The sequence below is a fragment of the Vibrio penaeicida genome (assembly GCF_030689305.1).
Taxonomy (GTDB): domain Bacteria; phylum Pseudomonadota; class Gammaproteobacteria; order Enterobacterales; family Vibrionaceae; genus Vibrio; species Vibrio penaeicida_B.
In genome coordinates, this window is record NZ_JAUYVM010000001.1 from 644,054 (window position 1) to 663,777 (window position 19,724).

Consider the following 19,724-nt stretch of genomic DNA (forward strand, 5'->3'; position numbering starts at 1 on the left):
CCGCTCAAGTTGAAGTTGAGCGGCATTTTTTATCTCTAATTTCTATTAACCAAATGAAGCCCAGATGACCGTAGCGACAAGTACTGGGCAAACAAACTTCACATACGCTGGCCAAACTTTACCGAACCAGCCCAATTGAAAGTCTGGGTTACCGAGTTCAAGCTCTTTAATTTTTGAATGTCGATTCCACACCCACCCACCAAACAGGCAGAACATTAATGCAGCAGTAGGCTGTAAATATTGGGTCGCAACCATGGCTACCAATCCAAACAGTTCACCAAAATTAAAGACAATCACGACACTAAACAGTGCAATTAAACCGCCTAATATCCAGCTTGTGGTGCTGCGTTTCGATTCCAAACGTTCACTCACCAAAGCGACTGGGCACTCCAGCATGGAGATAGATGACGTGAGCGCTGCAATTGTAAGAAGTAAGAAGAAAATGATCGCAAACAGCTGACCAAGTAAACCAAGGCTTTCAAACATCAAAGGCAAAACAGTGAAAACTAAGGTATCAGAACTCAATAGGGAACCATCTTCAGCATAAATCTGTACGCCTTTTTGCATGGCAACAAACATAGCAGGCAAAACCACTAAACCAGCGATGAAAGCGACTGCGGTATCCACCAACGTGACATTCATTGCCATTTTAGGCAGGTTTTCTTTTTTGCTCAGGTATGAACCATAAATGAGCATCGAACACCCACCAATAGTCAGTGAGAAAAAGCCTTGTCCCATTGCCGCCAGAATCAACTTACGGTCCCAAATTTTTTCGAAATCAGGAATCAAATAGTGCTTAAGCCCTTCCATTGCCCCCGATTGCATCATGATGTAGACAAATAGCAATCCAAACAAAACAAACAATGCGGGCATTAATCGTGTCGACCACTTTTCAATACCCTGCTTAACACCACCTTGTACAATCAAAATAGTTAGAACATAAAAAACCAATGTTCCAAACAGGTTTCTCTCGACACTGAACCCTTTAAACCATTGAGCAACGGATGCAAAACCGAACAGCTCGGTTATCGCCCCTAACAAGAAACAGATTAACCACCCACCCACGATGGAATAAAAAGCAAGAACAGCACTTGGTACGCTAAGACCAATCCAACCGACTAAGCCTCCGACTTTTTTACCTAACGGGTTCTCCGTAAGTGACTTCATACTATCGACTGGGTTGGCTTGACCATGACGTCCTATCGCCATTTCAACAACCAACATAGGAAAAGCCACGACAAGGATCATGAAGAGGTACACCATTAAAAATGCACCGCCCCCATTACTCGCAGCCTGAGTGGGGAAACCCCATATATTTCCAAGACCTACCGCTGCACCAGCTGCCGCCAACACGAAGCCCAATCTCGATCCAAAATTTTCTCTTGTATTTGCCATACTACGCTACTGACACACTTACGAACTAGTTGGCTAGTACAATAGTGTTTTACACAGGCAATAACAAGAGCATGCAGCAGTAATACCCATTCGAACGCACAAATTACAAACAATTGGTCTAAAAATATAGAATTGCGTCGAAAAGTATTCTCCTTCAGGCGACGAATCAAAAATACAGATGAAATTTTCCGAACAAATTAAGGTGAAGTGCCTCGAAAACATACTGAAACTCAAGAACCTCAGAATATTTCTCTGTGATATTCAATCTAGTTTTGCAATTAATTCAATATCCTAACAATGACATTGTTTAACTCTCCGTCTAATAAATAGAGACTTTGTGCGTTTATAAATTAAGCACTTTATACCCAAGCAACCTTTCAGAAATGACGTAAGCCGTCATATCAGGCTGCTTGAGCAAGTTCTGGGGGCAGTCGTATATCCCCATACTTTTTAAGACGGGAGAAGAAATGAAAAGGACAATTATCAGCGGTGCAATACTGTCCGCTTTAAGCTTGACCAGTGCTGTTCAAGCGGCAACGGTCGATTGTAGAACACTGCCAGTTTGGCAGCCTGATGGCGCCTACTCTACGGACGGAAAGGTTCAACAAGACAACAACGCGTATCAGGCACGATGGTGGTCGCAGGGGAACTCGCCAGCAACTCACTCTGGTGATTGGCAAGAATGGAAGTGGCTAGGTGCGTGTGGTGGTTTCAACGCATCTCCTGAAGTGAGCATTACATCGCCACTCAACAATGCTCAGCTAACAACGGGCCAAGTCATTGGTTTACAAGTGAACGCCTCCGACATTGATGGCAGCATCGCGCAAGTCGAGTTTTTCTTGTCTGGTGTAAGTTTGGGCGTAACAACAACCGCGCCTTACACGCTAGATTGGATGACGGAAACAGGCAATCATACCATTTCTGCTATTGCCACCGACAACTTAGGCGCAACGAACGAATCAACGGTTCTAATACAGGTAGCGCCGGCAGGTGGATTGGTGGCACCAAGTATCGACCTAACATCCCCAACAGGTTCTGAATCTGTCACTCAAGGTGACGTACTGACTCTATCCGCTAATGCAGCAGATACCGATGGCACAGTTACACAAGTCGAATTCTATGTGGACAGCAACCTTGTTGCGACAGACACAGCAGCGCCATTTGAACATAACTGGACAGCTCAAGCTGGTGCTCATACTGTTTCTGCTAAGGCAACAGATAACGACAACCTTTCAACAGCGAGCCAAGAAGTATCTGTGAATGTGAAGTCGGCGTCCTCAGGTGGTTGTGCTGATGCTACGCCTTATGTTGCCGGCACTGCATACAGCGCAGGTGCGTTGGTCGAAAATGCCAATCAGAAATACCGTTGTGACGTTGCAGGTTGGTGTTCGTCTAACTCAGTATGGGCATACGAACCGGGTGTGGGTGAATACTGGAAAGAAGCGTGGACTGGGCTAGGTGCATGCAGTGCAGCGCCCGAAGTTGCTTTAACGGCACCTTCTACTGGTGATGTGATTCTAGCTGGCTCAACCGTAGCGGTAAATGCACAAGCGAGTGATGCAGACGGAAAAGTAACCCAAGTTGAATTCTTTGCAAACAACACCAGTTTAGGTATTGATACTCAAGCACCATACACCATTAACTGGCAAGCAACGGCTGTGGGTGAAACCACAGTGAAGGCTATCGCCACTGATAACGGTGGTTCAACAGGCGAAGCAAGTGCTTTGGTTACCGTGAGCGATCAACCCGTTGTTACCCGACTCACATCTCCCGTAAACGGAAGCACCGTTGGCGTCGGTAAATCAACCGCAATCAGCGCGGACGCAACCAGCTTAACAGGAACGGTTCAAAGCGTTGATTTCTTGGTTAATGGTTCTGTTATTTCATCAGATACTACTGCACCTTACAGCGTAAATTGGACACCTGCTGCAATCGGTAACTACACCCTAACTGTTATTGCCAAAGATTCCTCTGGAAACAGCGCGGTTTCATCCGGTGTTACTGTTAATGCGGTTGAGCAAGTCGCCAAGAAACATAATCTTATTGGTTACTGGCATAATTTTGTGAACGGTTCAGGTTGTCCACTTCGTTTGGCCGATATGTCTGAACGTTGGGATATTATTGACATAGCGTTTGCAGATAACGATCGCAACAGCGACGGTACTGTTCACTTCAACTTGTATTCAGGTGATATCCACAGCTCTTGTCCTGCACTCGATCCAGCTCAGTTCAAGCAAGATATGGCAGCGCTGCAAGCCAAAGGTAAGATCTTTGTTCTGTCTTTAGGCGGGGCTGAAGGGACCATTACCTTAAATACCGACCAAGATGAAACCAACTTTGTGAACAGCTTAACAAGCATTATCAAAGAGTGGGGCTTCGATGGATTGGACGTTGACTTAGAAAGCGGTTCAAACCTATTGCATGGCTCTCAAATTCAGGCTCGTTTAGGTCGTGCTCTTAAAGCGATTGAAGCGAATACGGGTGGCGATATGTACCTAACCATGGCGCCTGAACACCCATATGTTCAAGGCGGGTTGATCGCGTACACTGGAATTTGGGGTGCTTACATTCCGGTGATTGACCAGGTTCGTGACACGCTAGACTTACTTCATGTTCAGCTATACAACAATGGTGGTTTACCTAACCCTTACATGCCAGGCGCTGCACCTGAAGGCTCCGTCGATATGATGGTAGCCTCAGCAAAAATGCTGGTTGAAGGATTCAAGCTGGCTGATGGTACTCAGTTTGCTCCGTTACGTGACGATCAGGTAGCCATTGGTTTGCCATCAGGTCCTAGCAGTGCTAACTCTGGTCAAGCTCCTGTCCAAAACATCTATGATGCGCTCGACTGCCTAATTAAAGGCACGAAATGCAGCACGGTTGTGCCTGCTAAGCTGTATCCAAGTTTTGGTGGCGTGATGACATGGTCTATTAACTGGGACCAACACGATGGCTTCAACTTCTCAGTACCTGTAGGTAATAAACTAGACCAACTGAATGCGGGGCAATAACGATTCACTGAATCAACACAGATAACTAAATAGAGAAAGGGGAGCGATTCGCTCCCCTTTGTTTTCTGTTTTATTGAAAATGTTAGATTAAGAAAACAGGGTAATCTTTTAGCTCTGGTATTTTATCATGCAGCTTTTGTTCTTCACTCGCCACATCTTTTAGCTGTTCACAATATTGCTGAGCTTCTTTGCGAATCTCCTTTGACTGCCCTTCAATCTTTTCTTTCAGCGTATCTTTTAGTGAACCCAACTGCTTTTGCAATTCAGTAAAATTAATACCGCCTTCCGTCTTCATTTTTTCAGACAAAGCAGAAAACGCGCTGGAGAAAAACTCCCCATTAAACTTTTCCATCGCCCCATCAAAGTCTTTTTTCCAATTACTGAAGGCATCACCAAACGCATTTTCCTTAAGAATAAATTCACCGTCTTGGTAGTAGCGAGATTCTAAGTCAGTGTAAAAATCATCGATGGCAGATTTCACATTATTGAACGCTTGGCTGTCGTTAAAACTGGCACTGACATCATCAACAATATCTTTTGCGAGATCAGCACCGTTATTAGCAATGTCTTTAGCTCTTGGCACATACTCGTTCATTTTCTCACGGTACGAATCTACAGCTTTATGCTGCCATTCATCGAGCGCCAACTTCTCACCGTTGATAAAGACATTATTGTCTTTATCTATAAGAACTTTTGCTTCCCCTTGCTGGTATACCTCGACTCGGCTCCCATCTAAATGGACCTCATTTTCGACATCTACCTTACATTGCGAAGCATGTGAGTAAGTACTTATTGTTAGCAGTGCTAACCCTATCCATTTGATATACATAGTCACCTCAAAATAGACCCATGTTCAATTTTCGCTAACAGAATGATCAAGCTAACAAAGTTAATGGGTGAATTGTCAGTAATTTGTTATAACAGCTCAACCACTTCAAAGTTGCTCTGTTGATTTCCAGACTGCAATTGTATTTCGTCACCCAGATACTTTCCTTTCAACTGCTGCCCTAAAGGTGCTTTTAATGTCACACTTGCTATCGACTTACCACTGAATTCAACACTCGTTCCACCAGCCGTGGGCGCGATGAAATACCAACTCTCATTTCCATTAAGATCTTCAAGTTTTACCAAAGCCGATACAGCAATCGGCGTGTCCTCATCAAATTCTCGAAGCACTAACTCAGAATAAAGCCTAATGTTCTCTTCACACTCAGCGACTCGCTGCGCTTGTCCGTGAGCAAGATACGCCGCTTCCAATGCCAACGTATCGTACTTATGTTCTGGTACCGTTTCTTCATCTGTTGCGGATTCAATAGCCGTTTGAGCAGCACTTAACGCCGTTTTATGTATGCGTTGTAATTCCTCTAGGAATGCCTGCCGAAGCTCAGACTTATTCATATTTTATATTCACCAAACTTAAAACCGTTAGAAACATGGATCTGTTAGAAACCTAGATCTTTTAGAAACTAGAGGCTGTTAGAACTTTAAAGTCTGTTAGAACTTTAGGACCTGTTAGAATAGCCGGATTGATATGAAAAGGGGAAGGGTTTACATGATCGATCAGGCTATTCGCCAAAGTTTGCAGCACGTATTCGGCTTTAACGAGCTAAGAAAAGGTCAGAATGACGTGGTGACTCACGTGTTGCAAGGTCATTCTAGTGCGGCGATTTTTCCGACTGGTTCAGGTAAATCCCTTTGCTACCAGCTGCCCGCCTTGCACCTTCCCCACTTAACTTTGGTGATCTCACCGCTATTGGCATTAATAAAGGATCAACTTCAGTTTTTAAAAAGTAAAGGCATTGAAGCCGAATCCATCGATTCAACCCAAGACAGAGAAACCACTCAACGCATCATGCAGTCTGTCCGAAATGGGACAACTAAAATACTAATGATTTCAGTTGAAAGGTTGAAAAACGAGCGTTTTCGTCAATTCATTTCACAAGTTCCCATCTCTATGATGGTCGTGGATGAAGCGCACTGTATCTCTGAATGGGGGCACAACTTTCGCCCTGACTACTTAAAGCTGCCTCAATACCAACAAGCTTTGAAGATTCCGCAAGTATTGCTGTTAACCGCTACGGCTACCCCGCAAGTCATCTCAGATATGCAAAGTAAGTTTGCCATTCAGCCGGAACACATCACCATTACGGGGTTTTATCGGTCTAACCTGCATTTAAATATTCAAACTTGTTTTGCCGAAGAACGGTTGGAAAAGTTAGCAACAATCATCAACGAATCGCCTTCAGAACCCACCATTGTTTATGTCACTTTGCAGCAAACTGCTGAACAAGTTGCTGGGTTCCTACGTAATCACGGGGTACAAGTTCAGGCTTACCATGCAGGTTTAAAAAGCGAAGATCGCGAGCGAATCCAGCATGCATTTATGCTAGGTCATGTTCCTTGTATCGTCGCTACCATAGCCTTTGGAATGGGAGTGGATAAAGCCGACATTCGCCGCGTTATTCATTTTGACTTACCAAAGTCTATCGAAAACTACTCACAAGAAATTGGTCGAGCCGGTCGAGACGGGCAAAGCTCCCAGTGTATTTTGCTTGGCGACAAATCGGGGTTAACAGTATTAGAGAACTTTGTGTACGGCGATACACCCGATGCTCGTTCCATTCAAATGGTCATTGAGCAGATATACGAACACTCAGACGAATGGAGCATTATGCTTAATAGGCTTTCAAAAGAGGTCAACATTCGTCAACTCCCTTTGAAAACCTTGCTGGTTTACCTTGAGCTGCAAGGCGTCATTGAACCGCGGTTTACCTATTTCGCTGATTACCGGTTCAAATTAAATGTCGATCAACAAGCAATTTTTCAGCGCTTTCAAGGGGAAAGGAAACAGTTTGTGGAAGCGATTTTCCAATGCTCCCCCAAAGCTAAAACTTGGCATACATTGGATTTTGACGCTTTATGGCAAGGTTACTCTGCAGAACGAAGCCGAGTGGTTTCTGCATTGGACTACTTTCATGAAAACGGTTGGATTGAGTTAGAAAGTAAACAAGCTACCGACGTTTACCGTGTACTGGATACCCAGAAATCGCCCCGCGAATTAGCCGAGCAGATGCATCTTTTGTTCGAGCAAAAAGAAGCCAGTGAAATCAATCGAATTCGGGAGATGGTCGCCTTCTTTGAAGACAGTCGATGCTTAAGCCAACAACTTGCTCGCTACTTTGCCGATGAAAACGCCCCAGAACATTGCCAACACTGCTCAGTCTGCAACGGGCATGTTGCCACCCTGCCATCTTCAAATTTCGCTGAATACGAACGAGAGAATATCCCAAATTGGATCGCACCTTATCAACATGCGATGAAAGACCAAGCCACACCCAAAGCTTTGGCGCGCTTCTTATGTGGAATCATCACCCCAGAATCGACACGACTTAAAGCAAGGCAAATGGAAGGATTTGGTCGGCTGGAAAGCACCCCATTTAGTGAAGTTCTAGAGTTAGTAACTGGCAATTAGGTGTATATTGGGTTCAAAAGAAGCTGAGCTGCCTAGCTTCTTGCTCGGGTTTGAGCATAACGCTCAACCCGAGTAAACGAATCTCTCTGCCTTTCTGACGTTGCAGCACTTTTTCTAATAAACCACGAAAATCTTCCAGCTCTAATTCACCATGAATATGCTCTATCGTGGTTTGCTGAAAATCAGCAAATTTCATTTTTATACCTTGTTTAATGATCGCTTTTTCTGGTGAAGCTTTCACTAAACGATGTTCTAATTCAGGGAAGAGTTTGTTTGCTATCACCTTCCAACACTCATCAAACGTGCGAATATTCTTAGAAAAAGTACGCTCGACACCAACCGATTTACGCTCGCGCTCAGTAACCACATCTCGATTATCAATACCTTGGCTTCGCTTCCATAGCGACGCTCCTAGGCGACCAAATTGAGTCAGCAGTGAGCGATAATCCGATTCACGAATATCTCGGCAAGTAAAAAAGCCCGCGTTATTCAGCTTTTCTAAAGATACTTTTCCTACACCGGGAATTTTATCAAGTGTCAGTGTATCAATCGTTTCCTGAACCTTATCTGGTGGGATCACGCACAAGCCATTAGGTTTGTTTATGTCAGATGCAACTTTCGCTAGAAATTTGATAGGTGCGACGCCTGCAGAAGCCGTCAATTTCAATTCATTCCAAATGTCATAGCGAATCGCCTCCGCTATTAATGTGGCACTGCCATGAAGAACTTGCGTATCAGTAACATCCAGATAGGCCTCATCAAGTGAGAGAGGCTCAATGATCGAAGTATACCGCTCAAAGATTTCGCGTATTTTTCGTGAGGTATCAACGTAAACTTGCATTCGCCCTGGCACCACCAGCAAATTAGGACAAAGTTTTAAAGCCTGCCCTGTTGGCATTGCTGAGCGAATACCAAATTGACGCGCTTCATAATTACAAGTACTCAGAACACCGCGTTGCTTTTCACTTCCTCCAACGGCAAGAGGTCGTCCCCTATAGGAAGGGTTATCGCGCATTTCCACTGCGGCATAAAAGCAATCCATATCCACATGAATTATTTTTTTCATCGCATCATTTGCCATTGCTCAAATGCTCTCACACAAATACTGTATAAAAAATCAGTATAATAAAAGTCTGAAGCATTTCCCAGCACTTACCAAACTCTCCTGACAAATTTTGGCAGTTCAAAAAGCTCAGCAATTGTATATTCTGTCTCATCCTTTTTACGACATTGGAAATAAAATGTTTTTTTTATGGAAGTACTTACTTTTGTGATTAGACTTAATAAACAGGTCAATTAAAGAATTAGAAGAAATGTGGAGCGCTGGTGCTAAATCGGATTTTGGTTGTCGAGGATAGTCGAGCCTTTCGTAATTATCTTAACTCGCAACTTAAGCAAATTGGTTTTGAGGTTGTCTTAGCCGAGTCTTTAGAAGCGGCAAATAACATAATAAGCCAAGATACTGACTTTCTGTGTGCTGTATTAGATTATTGCTTACCCGATGGTCCTGACGGGGAAATCATCGATCTCGTTTTATCACACAAGATCCGTGCGATTGTGCTCACGGCGCAGTTTAATGACAGTATCCGTGAACATGTTATTGCCAAAGGTGTACTCGATTACATCACGAAAGACAGCAGTGCTTCTGTATCCTATTTGATCCCACTTCTAAAGCGTTTAATGGCGAACCATACGCACAAAGCATTGGTTGTCGACGATTCTATTACCGTGAGAAACCACGTAGTATATCTCCTTGAGCATCAATACATTGACACTTTACAAGCAAATGATGGTCAGCAAGCGATAGATATATTGGCAGAAAACCCCGACATCACTATGATCATCACCGATCATGATATGCCGAATAAAGACGGTATTACCATGACTAGGGAAATTCGAAACCAGTACGATCGTAACCACTTGGCTATTCTTGGTCTGTCGGGTAATAACGACCGCACAATGACAGCCCGATTTCTAAAAGCGGGCGCTAACGATTTCCTCTACAAGCCTTTCAACCAAGAAGAATTCTATTGCCGTGTCCAACACATTCTAGACATGAAGGACGCCACTGATGAACTTTATCGCATTGCTAATCAAGATGCGTTAACTGGGCTTTGGAATCGTCGCTACTTGTTCAATGAGAACAATAATAAATGTTGTGATAATCGCAATATCGCCATGATTGATATCGATTTCTTTAAGAAAGTGAATGATACCTATGGTCACGATGGCGGCGACAGAGCACTGGTTACTGTGGCGCAAATTATATCCATCTACTTCAAAAATGAAATTGCGGTGAGATTTGGTGGTGAAGAGTTCTGCATTCAACATTGTGGGGATTATCAAGAATTCCAAAGCCGCCTAGACAACATGCGTCAGCGAATAGAGAAAACGGCTGTTCAATACGAGGATTTGCAAATTCATCTAACAGTCAGTATTGGGGTTAGCTCTGGAAATGAAGAGCAAAATCTAGAAAAAATTATTCGGGATGCTGACGACCTATTGTATCAAGCAAAAGAAGAAGGTCGAAACCGCCTCGTTGCACGCTAATCTACGCCTACCATTTCTATATATACGGATCACTCAAAGCGGCAAAATCACTTCAAGCTACATACCCCCTCTAAACAAAGCACGCCATGCGTTTAATCATCAGCTCAATGGTTTATTGCACGAAATCCAAAGGGTTAACAAAATACTCTTCATACCCAGCCCTCGGGATCATGTGTGCAAGGCGATTCAAATAGTGCGAGTCCCCTAGCCTATCAGTTCGAGGGCTTTTCCCTAGCCCCGATCTGAATGGAGTTTCATTGTGTGGAAAAAAGTCACGATTCTAACCATTAGCACCCTTTTAATTTCTTACTCTTCGATTGCTTTTTCCAAGCCTTTAAATGAATTTTTCTCCGCAAAAGATAATGGAGCACAAACAGTTGAAGAATTCTTAGAACACGATGATCTTTGGTTCGACATTTTAGACAATAAGTCTCTAGCTAAGATCCAAAGCGTCGCCTTGTATTTCGAGGGTAAAGCCGTAACGGACGAAGAAAAAACAGAGCTGCTCAAGCTGACATCAATCCTAACTGCCAAAATGAAAAACAATGGGATCAAAGTACGCAGCTGTATCGAATGTGGAAAAACACAAGTCAACCTCTCTGCCTCCAACGTAAAGTTTAAGCATGGACTTTCAAGTAATGATGAACTGCGGAAGCTCGGAAAGAAAATACGTGTCGACGCCTTTCTAACGTGGCGAGCGCCTCTTAGCGACAATACTCACAACATCACGATGTCACTAGTTAGTACTCAAAACAACGAAGTGGTATGGACGGGAAACTTCGACATAAAGGAGGACCCGGATGTGCTCGCAAAGAAGAATGTAAAGGAGAGCGGAGTCGGCGTCGCTCTTGGTTACATTGGTATCAACGGTACTTCAACTGATGGCGAAGACATACAAAATGTAACGGACCTTTCTATACGTTACTACAGCGGGCACACCCCATCAGAACGCGCTCACTTTGCCTTTATCGGTAACTACTTTCGCAACTTTGACGGCAGTACAAACTTTTCGATTCAAGGCTTTGGGGCAGAAGCAAGAGCACTGTATGCGATTACCGATGACTGGTTATCTGTTTACGCGGGTTCGGGCTTTCAGTTTGTTGAGAACAAACAAAAAATCGCAGTACGTGCAGGGCTAGAACTGTCACCACCACGAAATGCCTTCTTTACTCAAGGAGATATTTTTGTCGATCTCGGTTTGATGTACATCAGCAAAGACACTTTTGAAAACGGCACATGGGGAGGCAATCCTGCCTTCGATCTAACGTTAGGTGTGAGGTTTTAATCCATGAAGAATACGATCCTTTGTCCTTGTCTATTTTTGCTGGCAAATACCTGTTGGGCTGAATCAGCATCTCAACCAGAAACTCAACAACGAGTTGCAATGAAAGATGGAAAAATAACCATACACATGCAGGGCAACCAGTATGAATCAGGTGTGCAATTTGATTTGTCTGATCCGGATATGGTGTTAACCATCGAGACAGACAGTACTGAGCCCATATACACCAAAGATTCTCAGGAGGAATCATCATTTCCTCTTTCTGAGGAAACTGCCCCACCGACAGAAGATGACGTACCTTCTCAAGAAGAAAATGGAGAGAAGTCTGTATCTCCATTCAATGAAGCGAGGTCACTCGCACTCAAATTAGAAGCTCAAGAAAATGCAGTGAAAGGCGATTTTAATGCCGCACTGACTCTACTTGAACAAGCTCAACCACTCACAGAAACACCAGAAAACATTCTAGCGACAAAGGGGAGTGTTCTTTACAAACTGGGCAAAGTAGAAGATGCCATCATTGCTTGGCAACAAGCGTTGAAGCATAACCCTGACCTCCCTGAAGTAAAACGAATGATGAAATGGCTGGAAAAATAATGATGAACCCATTAGTTAAATTTGCCTTCATTCTGCCTTTTTGTATATCTGGCTTGAGCATCGCGCAATCATCCAGTGAGATCCAAGCGCTTGAATTCTCAGCGAGATTAGAAGCGCGTATAAATGATGATATTGAACGCATCATAGGACTCAACAAGCATGTCTTGACCATTCAATCGGAGTTCGTACAAAAGGGAAATACAAGAAATTCCGGAATCAACGCACCTGTAGCTAATGTACCTGCACCCAACACACCCGAAACTAAAGCCGATCAAACTGGATCCCCTCAAAGAACGACAACCATTGCAGCACCTGTTCGAAGAGTACCAGAATTCGTCCCTGAACTGCCTGGATTAGGCGGCATGCCCGCCAAAGAGAACATAGAGGTTCCAGTGCAGCCTACAGCTCAGCCAGTGCCTCCCCCTCAGAATAATATGCCCGCGACCAACCCAACGACTAACATCAGCAAAAACCAAAGGGAAGCCAAACCTCTCTCTACTGAAATCAACAAGTTGTCAGTAACGCTATTATTGGACGAAAAGGTGAACAGCGAAAATGAGCAACTCCTTAAAAAACTTCTGATTCAAAAAGTGGATTACAACCCACTTAGAGGCGATTCGCTGGACATCATCCGAACTGCCTTTGAGGTTCCCAATAAAGACAGAACTCAAATTCAAGAGAAAGCATTTTGGCAAGATTACTTTTGGCTAGCGCTCATCGCACTTGGCTTAGCGGTACTGACTCTTATCATTATGGTTATTCGTTCTCGCTCAACAAGACCAGATAGTGATACTCAAAAAGCTCCTCAGCCGGCTTCCTCAGTGCAAACCGAGCCTCTAATTTCTCATCAGTATTATGAACACGAGGCGTGTCGCCAAGAGTTAGTGAAATTCAGCTTAAGCGAGCCTCATCAAGTCGATCAGGTCATTAAAAAGCTCAGCCTAAACGAACAAAATCTGCCTATGTTTGCTAGCGTATACCAAGAGCTTGGGAGAGCGATGTTCACCACTATGTACCCTAGCCTGACTTCTCAGATACCTAGCTATATAAGCTATTTGGAGCAAAATCCAAATGATCGCGAGCAAGTAGTCAAACACGTTGCAGCATTCAAGCAGCTCCTTGTCGACTCAAACCTCCACGCACACTCAACCCGAAAGTCACAACCATTTGATTTTCTTGAGACCCTGTCCATCAATCAAATCCGCTGGCTGTTGGAGCATGAGCCTGAGCGTATACAGGCGATGGTGATTAGCCAACTTTCTTCCGAGAATTCTGCTGCGCTGCTTTCTCTATACCCAATGGAACCTCAGGCTGAATTGGCTATGGAAATCGCAAGGTTAGACACTCTGCCTATGGCCGCTTTTAATGATGTTGCTTCTTCACTGGCGACGAAAGCGCAATCCATTCCAGACTTTAGAACGCTACCTACCGACGGTCCTTTCGTTTTGACTCAAATCCTCGATGGATTAAGTATCACCAAACAAAACGACCTATTAACCCAGTTAAAAGAAACGTCTCCGGGTGCTTATGTGCAGCTAAAACAACGCTTTTATAGCTTTGATGACATTTGGCGAACACCGACACAAATCATTAGCAATCATATCAGAAACCTTGACGCCCAAACGCTTGCTTGTGCCTTTTCAGATATGCCAGTGGAACGCGTAAAAGCGCTGATTTCTGGCTGCCCAGACCGCTATGTAAATATGGTAATCAGTGAATTAGAGATGGCAACGGACGTCAGCGAAAACGATAGAGATGCTGCAAAACAAGAGATTGTGAGAGTCATGCGTCAAGCGTTAGAAGAAAATAAGTTTAAAATTAGTGAGTTAGAGGGGCTAGCCTAATGTCTTTGAGCACCATTACGGGATGGCTGTTTTCTGCTGCGGTATTAATGACTGCTGTGGTATCAAGCACCGACAATTATTGGCTCTTTGTGAGTGTTTCTAGCCTTCTGATTGTTGCAGGGGGAACATCAACTGCGGCTTTAATTAGTTACTCTTACCCTCTTTTCTTTAAAGCTATTCAAGCGGTTATTGCAAGCCTGTTTGATGGTAAGAATGAAACCAAACTGAAGCACTCTTCGATCATTCGCTCATTAGAATGGAACAAGGTGTATCGCACCGAAGGAATTGCAGGCTTGGAGAAAGCCTTAACGAATAAAGAGTTAAAAGACCCTTTCATTACAATGGCCATAGAGCTGCTGGGAACAGGCTACAAAGGGAAGGCACTTCGTCATTTGCTTGATGAAAGTAATGAAAGCCAGCGAGTGCAAGAAGCGCAACCCGCCAATGTGTTGAGTACCATGGCTAATTTCTCTCCTGCATTTGGCATGATAGGCACACTTGTTGGGTTGATTGTTATGTTGGATAGCTTAGATGGTGACATGGCTACCATGGGGAAAGGGCTGGCAATTGCTCTACTTACAACGTTATACGGCACTCTACTTGCTCAGGCTTTGTTCAAGCCATCTGCAATCAATGTTAGGCGTAAATCTGATGACAATTTCCACCGTAGAGATATGCAGATCCAAGCCTTTGTGATGATGACGGAAAAACAACCCGATTTGCACATCAAAGATTCGATGAACAGCTACCTTCCTCCCAAGAAGCGCCTGGAGTCCTAGTCATGTCACGCAGAAGACAGAGTGGTGCCGATGTCCGAGAAGAAAATGACTGGCTAGTAACATACAGTGATTTCATTACACTTTTGATGACTTTCTTCATCGTTATTCTCGCGACGTCTCAAATCGGCCAAGGCAAGTTTGAAGAACTGAAAGCCAGTTGGAGCGCGCTATCGTATCGAAAAGCCGAGATGCCAATGACCCAGCTCATTCAAGCCCTAGAGCAATCCACTGAGCGTGAGCCTATCTCCTTAACGAAAATGCCTGATGGAATTAAAGTAGATTTCGATACAGAAGCGCTTTACGAAGAAGGTTCAGCAACGTTAAGTAGTGAAGGCGTTCGGCTTTTAACCATATTTGCGTCATCCATAGAAAATACAAATCTGGACGGAAAGGAAATTGTCGTCGAAGGCCATACAGATGACTTACCTATTCATAACGACCAATTCGATAGCAACTGGGAGCTTTCCGGTGCAAGAGCAATCAGGGTGACAAAACAGCTGATTTCCTTGTCAGTCGACAAGACAAAAATGAGCGCTGTCGCTTACGCAGATACCTATCCAACAATATCAGATTCAAAAGAGCTCGCTGCTCAAAGGAAAGCCAATCGTCGCGTTAGCATTTACATCAAACGCAGTACTCGGCACTAGGTGCAACACTGTCATTGTCGCAACCATATACTCAAGTAATCTCTCTATAGGATCCTAAGGGTGAGGTTACTTGGGTATAACTTTATATTTTTGCTTGGGTCTGTGCTATTGTCCTTTGCGCCTAATATGACATCAGACACATCGTATAACGTGCTATGAATACGCCAACAGCAACCAAAACTAAAATGCCATTTGTTCTGCTTCGTACCCTGAAATATTTGGGTATAGCCCTTCTTTCACTTGTCGCCATGCTGGTAATCGCGCTTACCATTGGGTTCAACATAAACCTAACGCTGCATAAGCAAAAAATTACCCATATTCTCGAAAGCCAAATCAATCGATCTGTCAAAATTGATGGTGATATTCGATTTCATGTGTCGTTTAGACCTGAGTTGGAAATCAACAATATCGAAGTCGCGAATATTCCTTCAATAGAGTGGCAACCGCTACTGCGCGTGGGGCACGCTTCGGCAAAAGTGGCGATATTCCCCTTATTCGAAAACACGCTGTTCATCGATTACATTGATTTGGAAGGGATCCATCTCTATCTCGCAAAAGATATGGATGGCAATGAAAATTGGGCAATTGGAAAGCAGGCAGAGTCTGCTAATCCCCAAATAACCAGTGCCGCCCTAGAAAACAGCGACAATTCAGAGAGTCGTTTGAATTCAGAGAGCACTTTAAATTCAGACAGCAAGCTAGCGCATTGGACAGTCAAACTCGGCGAGAAAGCTGTAGCCAAAAGCTTGAGCGTGATTTACGAAGATCAGAGTACCCAAACTTATGTGGATTGGTTTCTGGATGAATTTGATTTAACCAAAGATGATAAAATTTGGCATCTCAACACCAGAGGGGCAGCATTAGGTCAAGAATACAACCTGAGTGTCACGGGTGAAATTGAAAAGCTCCTCAATGCCCAAACAGGCTCCATTGATATCAAAGGTCATTTCGCAGGCGCTTCTCTGGAATTCAATTCCAATATTCAACCAAACGGGAAAGCGCTTTCAACGGCAAACATCCAATTAGACTGGCTCGACACACAACCTATTGAAGCCTTGCTGGGGCTCGATGTCTATCATATAGCTCCGCTTAGTATCTCCGCTGATATATCGGCAAAACAGGGCGCACTGCACGTTAAGTCGCTTAACGTGGATAGCCCTATCACACAAGCCGAAGGGTATCTGGACATTGCACTTGGTGACGTCAACACCATTGATGGCAAACTCACGATTCCTGTGATCGATCTTAAGCCTTGGCTTCAACCAGAGCCAGAACAGCACATGATGGGTTATTCCTCGGCTCCACAGCAAAAATCTCCGCTACAGCAAGCTCTTGATCAATGGCTAGTCTCTACCCAAACCAATCTATCTGTTTCCATAGGAGAGATATTAGGGCTTGGTACGAAAATAAAACGTCTATCCCTAGCCGTCGTTGGTGAAAAAGGCACATTGAACGCGCCCGTTTCTGCTGATATCGCTCAAGTTCCTTTCCGAGGGAAGGCATCAATTGACGCAACCGAATGGTCTTCAACGTTAAAGATAGAGCTTGGTGCGCAAGACTCTCCACTCGGTGAACTCGCTCATTGGCTGGCGGGTATCGAAGAAGCGGATGGTCACCTTGAAAATGCGTTACTGAGTGTCCAAACTGAAGGCACCAAACTTAAGGAATGGATAGACAACAGCCACCTCGCTTTCGTGTTGGATAACGCAGCTATATCTTGGGCAGAAGGTGCAAACTTTGCCATTGAGAAAGCGCGATTTAAAGCTGGAATGAATCAACCGGTCGATGTCGATATTCGCGGTAATCTCCAAGGTGTACCCGCCACCATCACCGCTAAAGCGGGTGCACTGTCAGACATTATCAACAAACGGGATTGGGAAACGACCATCACATTAGACAGCCCAATACTGAATATTCACGCGTTTGGCTCTCTCCCTGAAACACGCTGGCAAGTTGGCAGCCAATTTAAGCTGGACATATCGAGTCCGAATATCGCCAAACTTTCACCTTGGTTAGGTACGCAGTCAGGGGTTAGCGGACCTCTAAAGCTCAATGCGACCTTGGAACATCAAAATGAGTGGCTGACACTGTCTACTCAAAACCTCCGAGTAATGGACAGTAGAGGGAGGTTAGCGCTCAAGTGGTTAAACGACCCAAAACAGTCATTTGTGGACATTGATGCTGATTTTTCCAAATTGGATTTCAATCAACTCGCGTTGCTAGCACAAGAAGAAACGTTGCCTGAAGTGGAACAAGCTATACCGACCCAAGGGGTCAACCTTTCCGTTCCAATCTTGAGTAACGACATAAATATTGTGGATGCAGATATCAGCCTAAATGTCGGTGATATGCGATGGTCAAATCAAAGCCTCAAACACATCACCTTTTCGGGGAAGCTTCGAAACGGCATGATGAAACCAGCACCATTTTCAATGCGCCTTGCCGACAACCTGATGACTGGCGATCTTGCTGTTAGCATCAACGCAGCTCAAATCTCCTCAACGCTTAACCTCAAAGCTGACTCACCGAATATTGCTGCGATCGCCCAAAGCTTTGGCATCGCCGATGATATGGATATGGAATTAGATAGTGCCCGAATAAGCTTATCGCTTTCAGGAAAAACGTTACTTGAGTTCATGGAGATGACTCAAGTGCAAGCTGTACTTGAAGGCGGGTATCTCAAGGTTCCGGATATCTACACCGGAAAATCGATGGACATTCGCATCTCGGAAGGACGTTTCCATACAGGACCAGAGCTCAACACAGAGCTGTTGTTGACGGGCTCCGTACAGGATAAAAAAACAACACTGAGCATCCATTCGGTTTCTCTAAAAGAAGCCAATAGGCTTTCAGAAAGCTTACCTGCTAATGTCCTTTTTACCCTTGGTGACATAAAAATTGAAGCCTCAACAGACATTGCACTACCACTGGACTTCACTCAATTGGAACTCCAATTAAACGCGGCTATTCCTAATTTGGAGAGACTTAACGAGTTCACAGGGGTCAAGCTTCCGCCTTATGGCCCAATCGATTTATCGGCCAAGTTATCGCTAGATGACGTTCAATACCAATTACAGCAACTTGTCCTCAATATTGGTGAGAGTGAACTTATTGGTACTGGGCAATTACGCCCATTAGGGAAATATTCTCGTCCTGATATAGCACTAAGCCTGTCATCATCGTTGATTCAAATGGACGACTTTAAAGTGGGCAACTGGAAAGCTTGGATACCGAATGCGGCTAACCAAGAAGCCTCAAATCATAAGCCAACGGTTAAAGAAAATACAACACAACCGCTTATCGTGAGCCCTGAAGGCTTATCATGGGCAAATGTGGAAATGAGTTTAGAGGTAAGTAATGTTCGTTCAGGTAATGATTGGTTAGGTGCAACATCCGCGAAGCTATCGCTATTGGATGGAAAATTACGAGTCTCTCCTTTAAAAATCAGTATTCCTGGTGGATCTGTGTCTTTGGCTGGACAAATTGAAGCTCAGCAAGACCTGTTCGATATTGCGATTCAAGGGCAAGTGCATCATTTTGACTACGGTGTCATCGCTAGACGTATCGATAATAAGACAGATATGGGCGGAAATCTCAGTACTTACTTTAATTTGACCAGTTTGGCCAACACTCCTGATAGTCTTATGAATAACGCGAATGGGTTTATTGGATTTTCTATTTGGCCACAAGAATTTGAAGCGGACTTAATCGACCTTTGGGCTGTCAATCTTACCGATGCAATATTGCCTAGTTTTACTAAAGAACAGGAATCGGTTCTGAATTGCGTGGCTGGAGGTTTTGATATTACAAATGGTGATTTGCAGCAGCGAGATTTGTTATTGGACACTACGCGTATTCAAGTAAATGGCAACTTTTCAGCCTCTTACTCAGATAGGACATTTGATCTTTATCTCGCTCCAAGACCCAAATCAGCCCAGATATTCAGCCTTCAAACACCGATTGAAGTTTCCGGTAATTTTGAAGACTTTGATTTGAGTGTGCCATTTTCTGCCATTTTGGAAACGTCTGTACGCTTCACTACCAGCCCTGTTATTTCACCGATTCGTTGGCTAGTTGAAAAACCGCTGGATAGCGATGGAAGCCATCTGTGTGAAATGATTTCGCGCGGAACCCCGATAAAGAAGTAAAG

General features: G+C 44.1%; 13 protein-coding genes. 9 read left to right on the forward strand and 4 right to left on the reverse strand.

Going from position 1 to position 19,724, the window contains the following annotated elements; all coding sequences use genetic code 11:
• Positions 1-45 precede the first annotated feature (45 nt).
• Entirely contained in the window at positions 46-1,395 is a 1,350-nt protein-coding gene (locus Q8W40_RS02885) for a sodium-dependent transporter (RefSeq protein WP_305395792.1), read from the reverse strand.
• Between the two features lie 467 nt (positions 1,396-1,862).
• Here Q8W40_RS02885 and Q8W40_RS02890 point away from each other — a divergent pair, with 467 nt between their 5' ends.
• The gene (locus Q8W40_RS02890; RefSeq protein ID WP_305395793.1) at positions 1,863-4,406 is read left to right on the forward strand and encodes an Ig-like domain-containing protein; all 2,544 of its coding nucleotides are present in this window, start codon (positions 1,863-1,865) and stop codon (positions 4,404-4,406) included.
• A gap of 82 nt (positions 4,407-4,488) precedes the next feature.
• Here the strand turns inward: Q8W40_RS02890 and Q8W40_RS02895 are convergent, their stop codons facing one another.
• Together Q8W40_RS02895 and Q8W40_RS02900 are read right to left on the reverse strand one after the other, a co-directional pair.
• The gene (locus Q8W40_RS02895) at positions 4,489-5,235 is read right to left on the reverse strand and encodes a YggN family protein (protein ID WP_305395794.1); all 747 of its coding nucleotides are present in this window, start codon (positions 5,233-5,235) and stop codon (positions 4,489-4,491) included.
• 86 nt (positions 5,236-5,321) lie between these two features.
• Complete coding sequence (locus Q8W40_RS02900; RefSeq protein WP_305395795.1) at positions 5,322-5,804, reverse strand: transcription elongation factor; 483 nt, start codon at positions 5,802-5,804, stop codon at positions 5,322-5,324.
• Between the two features lie 154 nt (positions 5,805-5,958).
• Here Q8W40_RS02900 and Q8W40_RS02905 point away from each other — a divergent pair, with 154 nt between their 5' ends.
• Positions 5,959-7,878 carry a RecQ family ATP-dependent DNA helicase gene (locus Q8W40_RS02905; RefSeq protein ID WP_305395796.1) on the forward strand — a complete coding sequence of 640 codons (1,920 nt, stop codon included), beginning with the start codon at positions 5,959-5,961 and terminating at the stop codon, positions 7,876-7,878.
• A 13-nt stretch (positions 7,879-7,891) separates the two neighbouring features.
• Here Q8W40_RS02905 and dinB read toward each other — a convergent pair whose 3' ends face one another.
• Positions 7,892-8,959, reverse strand: coding sequence for a DNA polymerase IV (gene dinB / locus Q8W40_RS02910; protein WP_370693355.1), 1,068 nt, complete (start codon positions 8,957-8,959; stop codon positions 7,892-7,894).
• Positions 8,960-9,204: 245 nt separating this feature from the next.
• On the opposite strand from dinB, the gene Q8W40_RS02915 reads away from it, so the two are divergent.
• The 7 genes from Q8W40_RS02915 (at position 9,205) to Q8W40_RS02945 (ending at position 19,722) form a co-directional block, all read left to right on the forward strand.
• Complete coding sequence (locus Q8W40_RS02915; RefSeq protein ID WP_305395798.1) at positions 9,205-10,428, forward strand: diguanylate cyclase; 1,224 nt, start codon at positions 9,205-9,207, stop codon at positions 10,426-10,428.
• Between the two features lie 259 nt (positions 10,429-10,687).
• Positions 10,688-11,713 (forward strand): hypothetical protein, encoded by a 1,026-nt coding sequence (locus Q8W40_RS02920; RefSeq protein ID WP_305395799.1) that lies wholly within the window; start codon positions 10,688-10,690, stop codon positions 11,711-11,713.
• 3 nt (positions 11,714-11,716) lie between these two features.
• Positions 11,717-12,304, forward strand: coding sequence for a tetratricopeptide repeat protein (locus Q8W40_RS02925; RefSeq protein ID WP_305395800.1), 588 nt, complete (start codon positions 11,717-11,719; stop codon positions 12,302-12,304).
• Positions 12,289-14,148 carry a FliG C-terminal domain-containing protein gene (locus tag Q8W40_RS02930; protein ID WP_305395801.1) on the forward strand — a complete coding sequence of 620 codons (1,860 nt, stop codon included), beginning with the start codon at positions 12,289-12,291 and terminating at the stop codon, positions 14,146-14,148. The genes Q8W40_RS02925 and Q8W40_RS02930 overlap by 16 nt, the downstream gene beginning before the upstream one ends.
• Positions 14,148-14,927: a motility protein A gene (locus tag Q8W40_RS02935; RefSeq protein ID WP_305395802.1), complete on the forward strand. Its 780-nt coding sequence runs from the start codon at positions 14,148-14,150 to the stop codon at positions 14,925-14,927. The genes Q8W40_RS02930 and Q8W40_RS02935 overlap by 1 nt, the downstream gene beginning before the upstream one ends.
• Before the next feature lie 2 nt (positions 14,928-14,929).
• Positions 14,930-15,574 (forward strand): OmpA/MotB family protein, encoded by a 645-nt coding sequence (locus Q8W40_RS02940; protein ID WP_305395803.1) that lies wholly within the window; start codon positions 14,930-14,932, stop codon positions 15,572-15,574.
• A gap of 155 nt (positions 15,575-15,729) precedes the next feature.
• A complete protein-coding gene (locus tag Q8W40_RS02945; protein ID WP_305395804.1) occupies positions 15,730-19,722 on the forward strand; it encodes an AsmA family protein in 3,993 nt (1,330 codons plus the stop codon).
• Positions 19,723-19,724: the final 2 nt, after the last annotated feature.

What these genes read in the sequence shown, in the direction of transcription:
- Q8W40_RS02885 (WP_305395792.1), bottom strand. Translation starts at nt 1,395, where the DNA reads ATGGCAAATACAAGAGAAAATTTTGGATCGAGATTGGGCTTCGTGTTG.
- Q8W40_RS02890 (WP_305395793.1), top strand. Translation starts at nt 1,863, where the DNA reads ATGAAAAGGACAATTATCAGCGGTGCAATACTGTCCGCTTTAAGCTTG.
- Q8W40_RS02895 (WP_305395794.1), bottom strand. Translation starts at nt 5,235, where the DNA reads ATGTATATCAAATGGATAGGGTTAGCACTGCTAACAATAAGTACTTAC.
- Q8W40_RS02900 (WP_305395795.1), bottom strand. Translation starts at nt 5,804, where the DNA reads ATGAATAAGTCTGAGCTTCGGCAGGCATTCCTAGAGGAATTACAACGC.
- Q8W40_RS02905 (WP_305395796.1), top strand. Translation starts at nt 5,959, where the DNA reads ATGATCGATCAGGCTATTCGCCAAAGTTTGCAGCACGTATTCGGCTTT.
- dinB (WP_370693355.1), bottom strand. Translation starts at nt 8,959, where the DNA reads ATGGCAAATGATGCGATGAAAAAAATAATTCATGTGGATATGGATTGC.
- Q8W40_RS02925 (WP_305395800.1), top strand. Translation starts at nt 11,717, where the DNA reads ATGAAGAATACGATCCTTTGTCCTTGTCTATTTTTGCTGGCAAATACC.
- Q8W40_RS02930 (WP_305395801.1), top strand. Translation starts at nt 12,289, where the DNA reads ATGGCTGGAAAAATAATGATGAACCCATTAGTTAAATTTGCCTTCATT.
- Q8W40_RS02935 (WP_305395802.1), top strand. Translation starts at nt 14,148, where the DNA reads ATGTCTTTGAGCACCATTACGGGATGGCTGTTTTCTGCTGCGGTATTA.
- Q8W40_RS02940 (WP_305395803.1), top strand. Translation starts at nt 14,930, where the DNA reads ATGTCACGCAGAAGACAGAGTGGTGCCGATGTCCGAGAAGAAAATGAC.
- Q8W40_RS02945 (WP_305395804.1), top strand. Translation starts at nt 15,730, where the DNA reads ATGAATACGCCAACAGCAACCAAAACTAAAATGCCATTTGTTCTGCTT.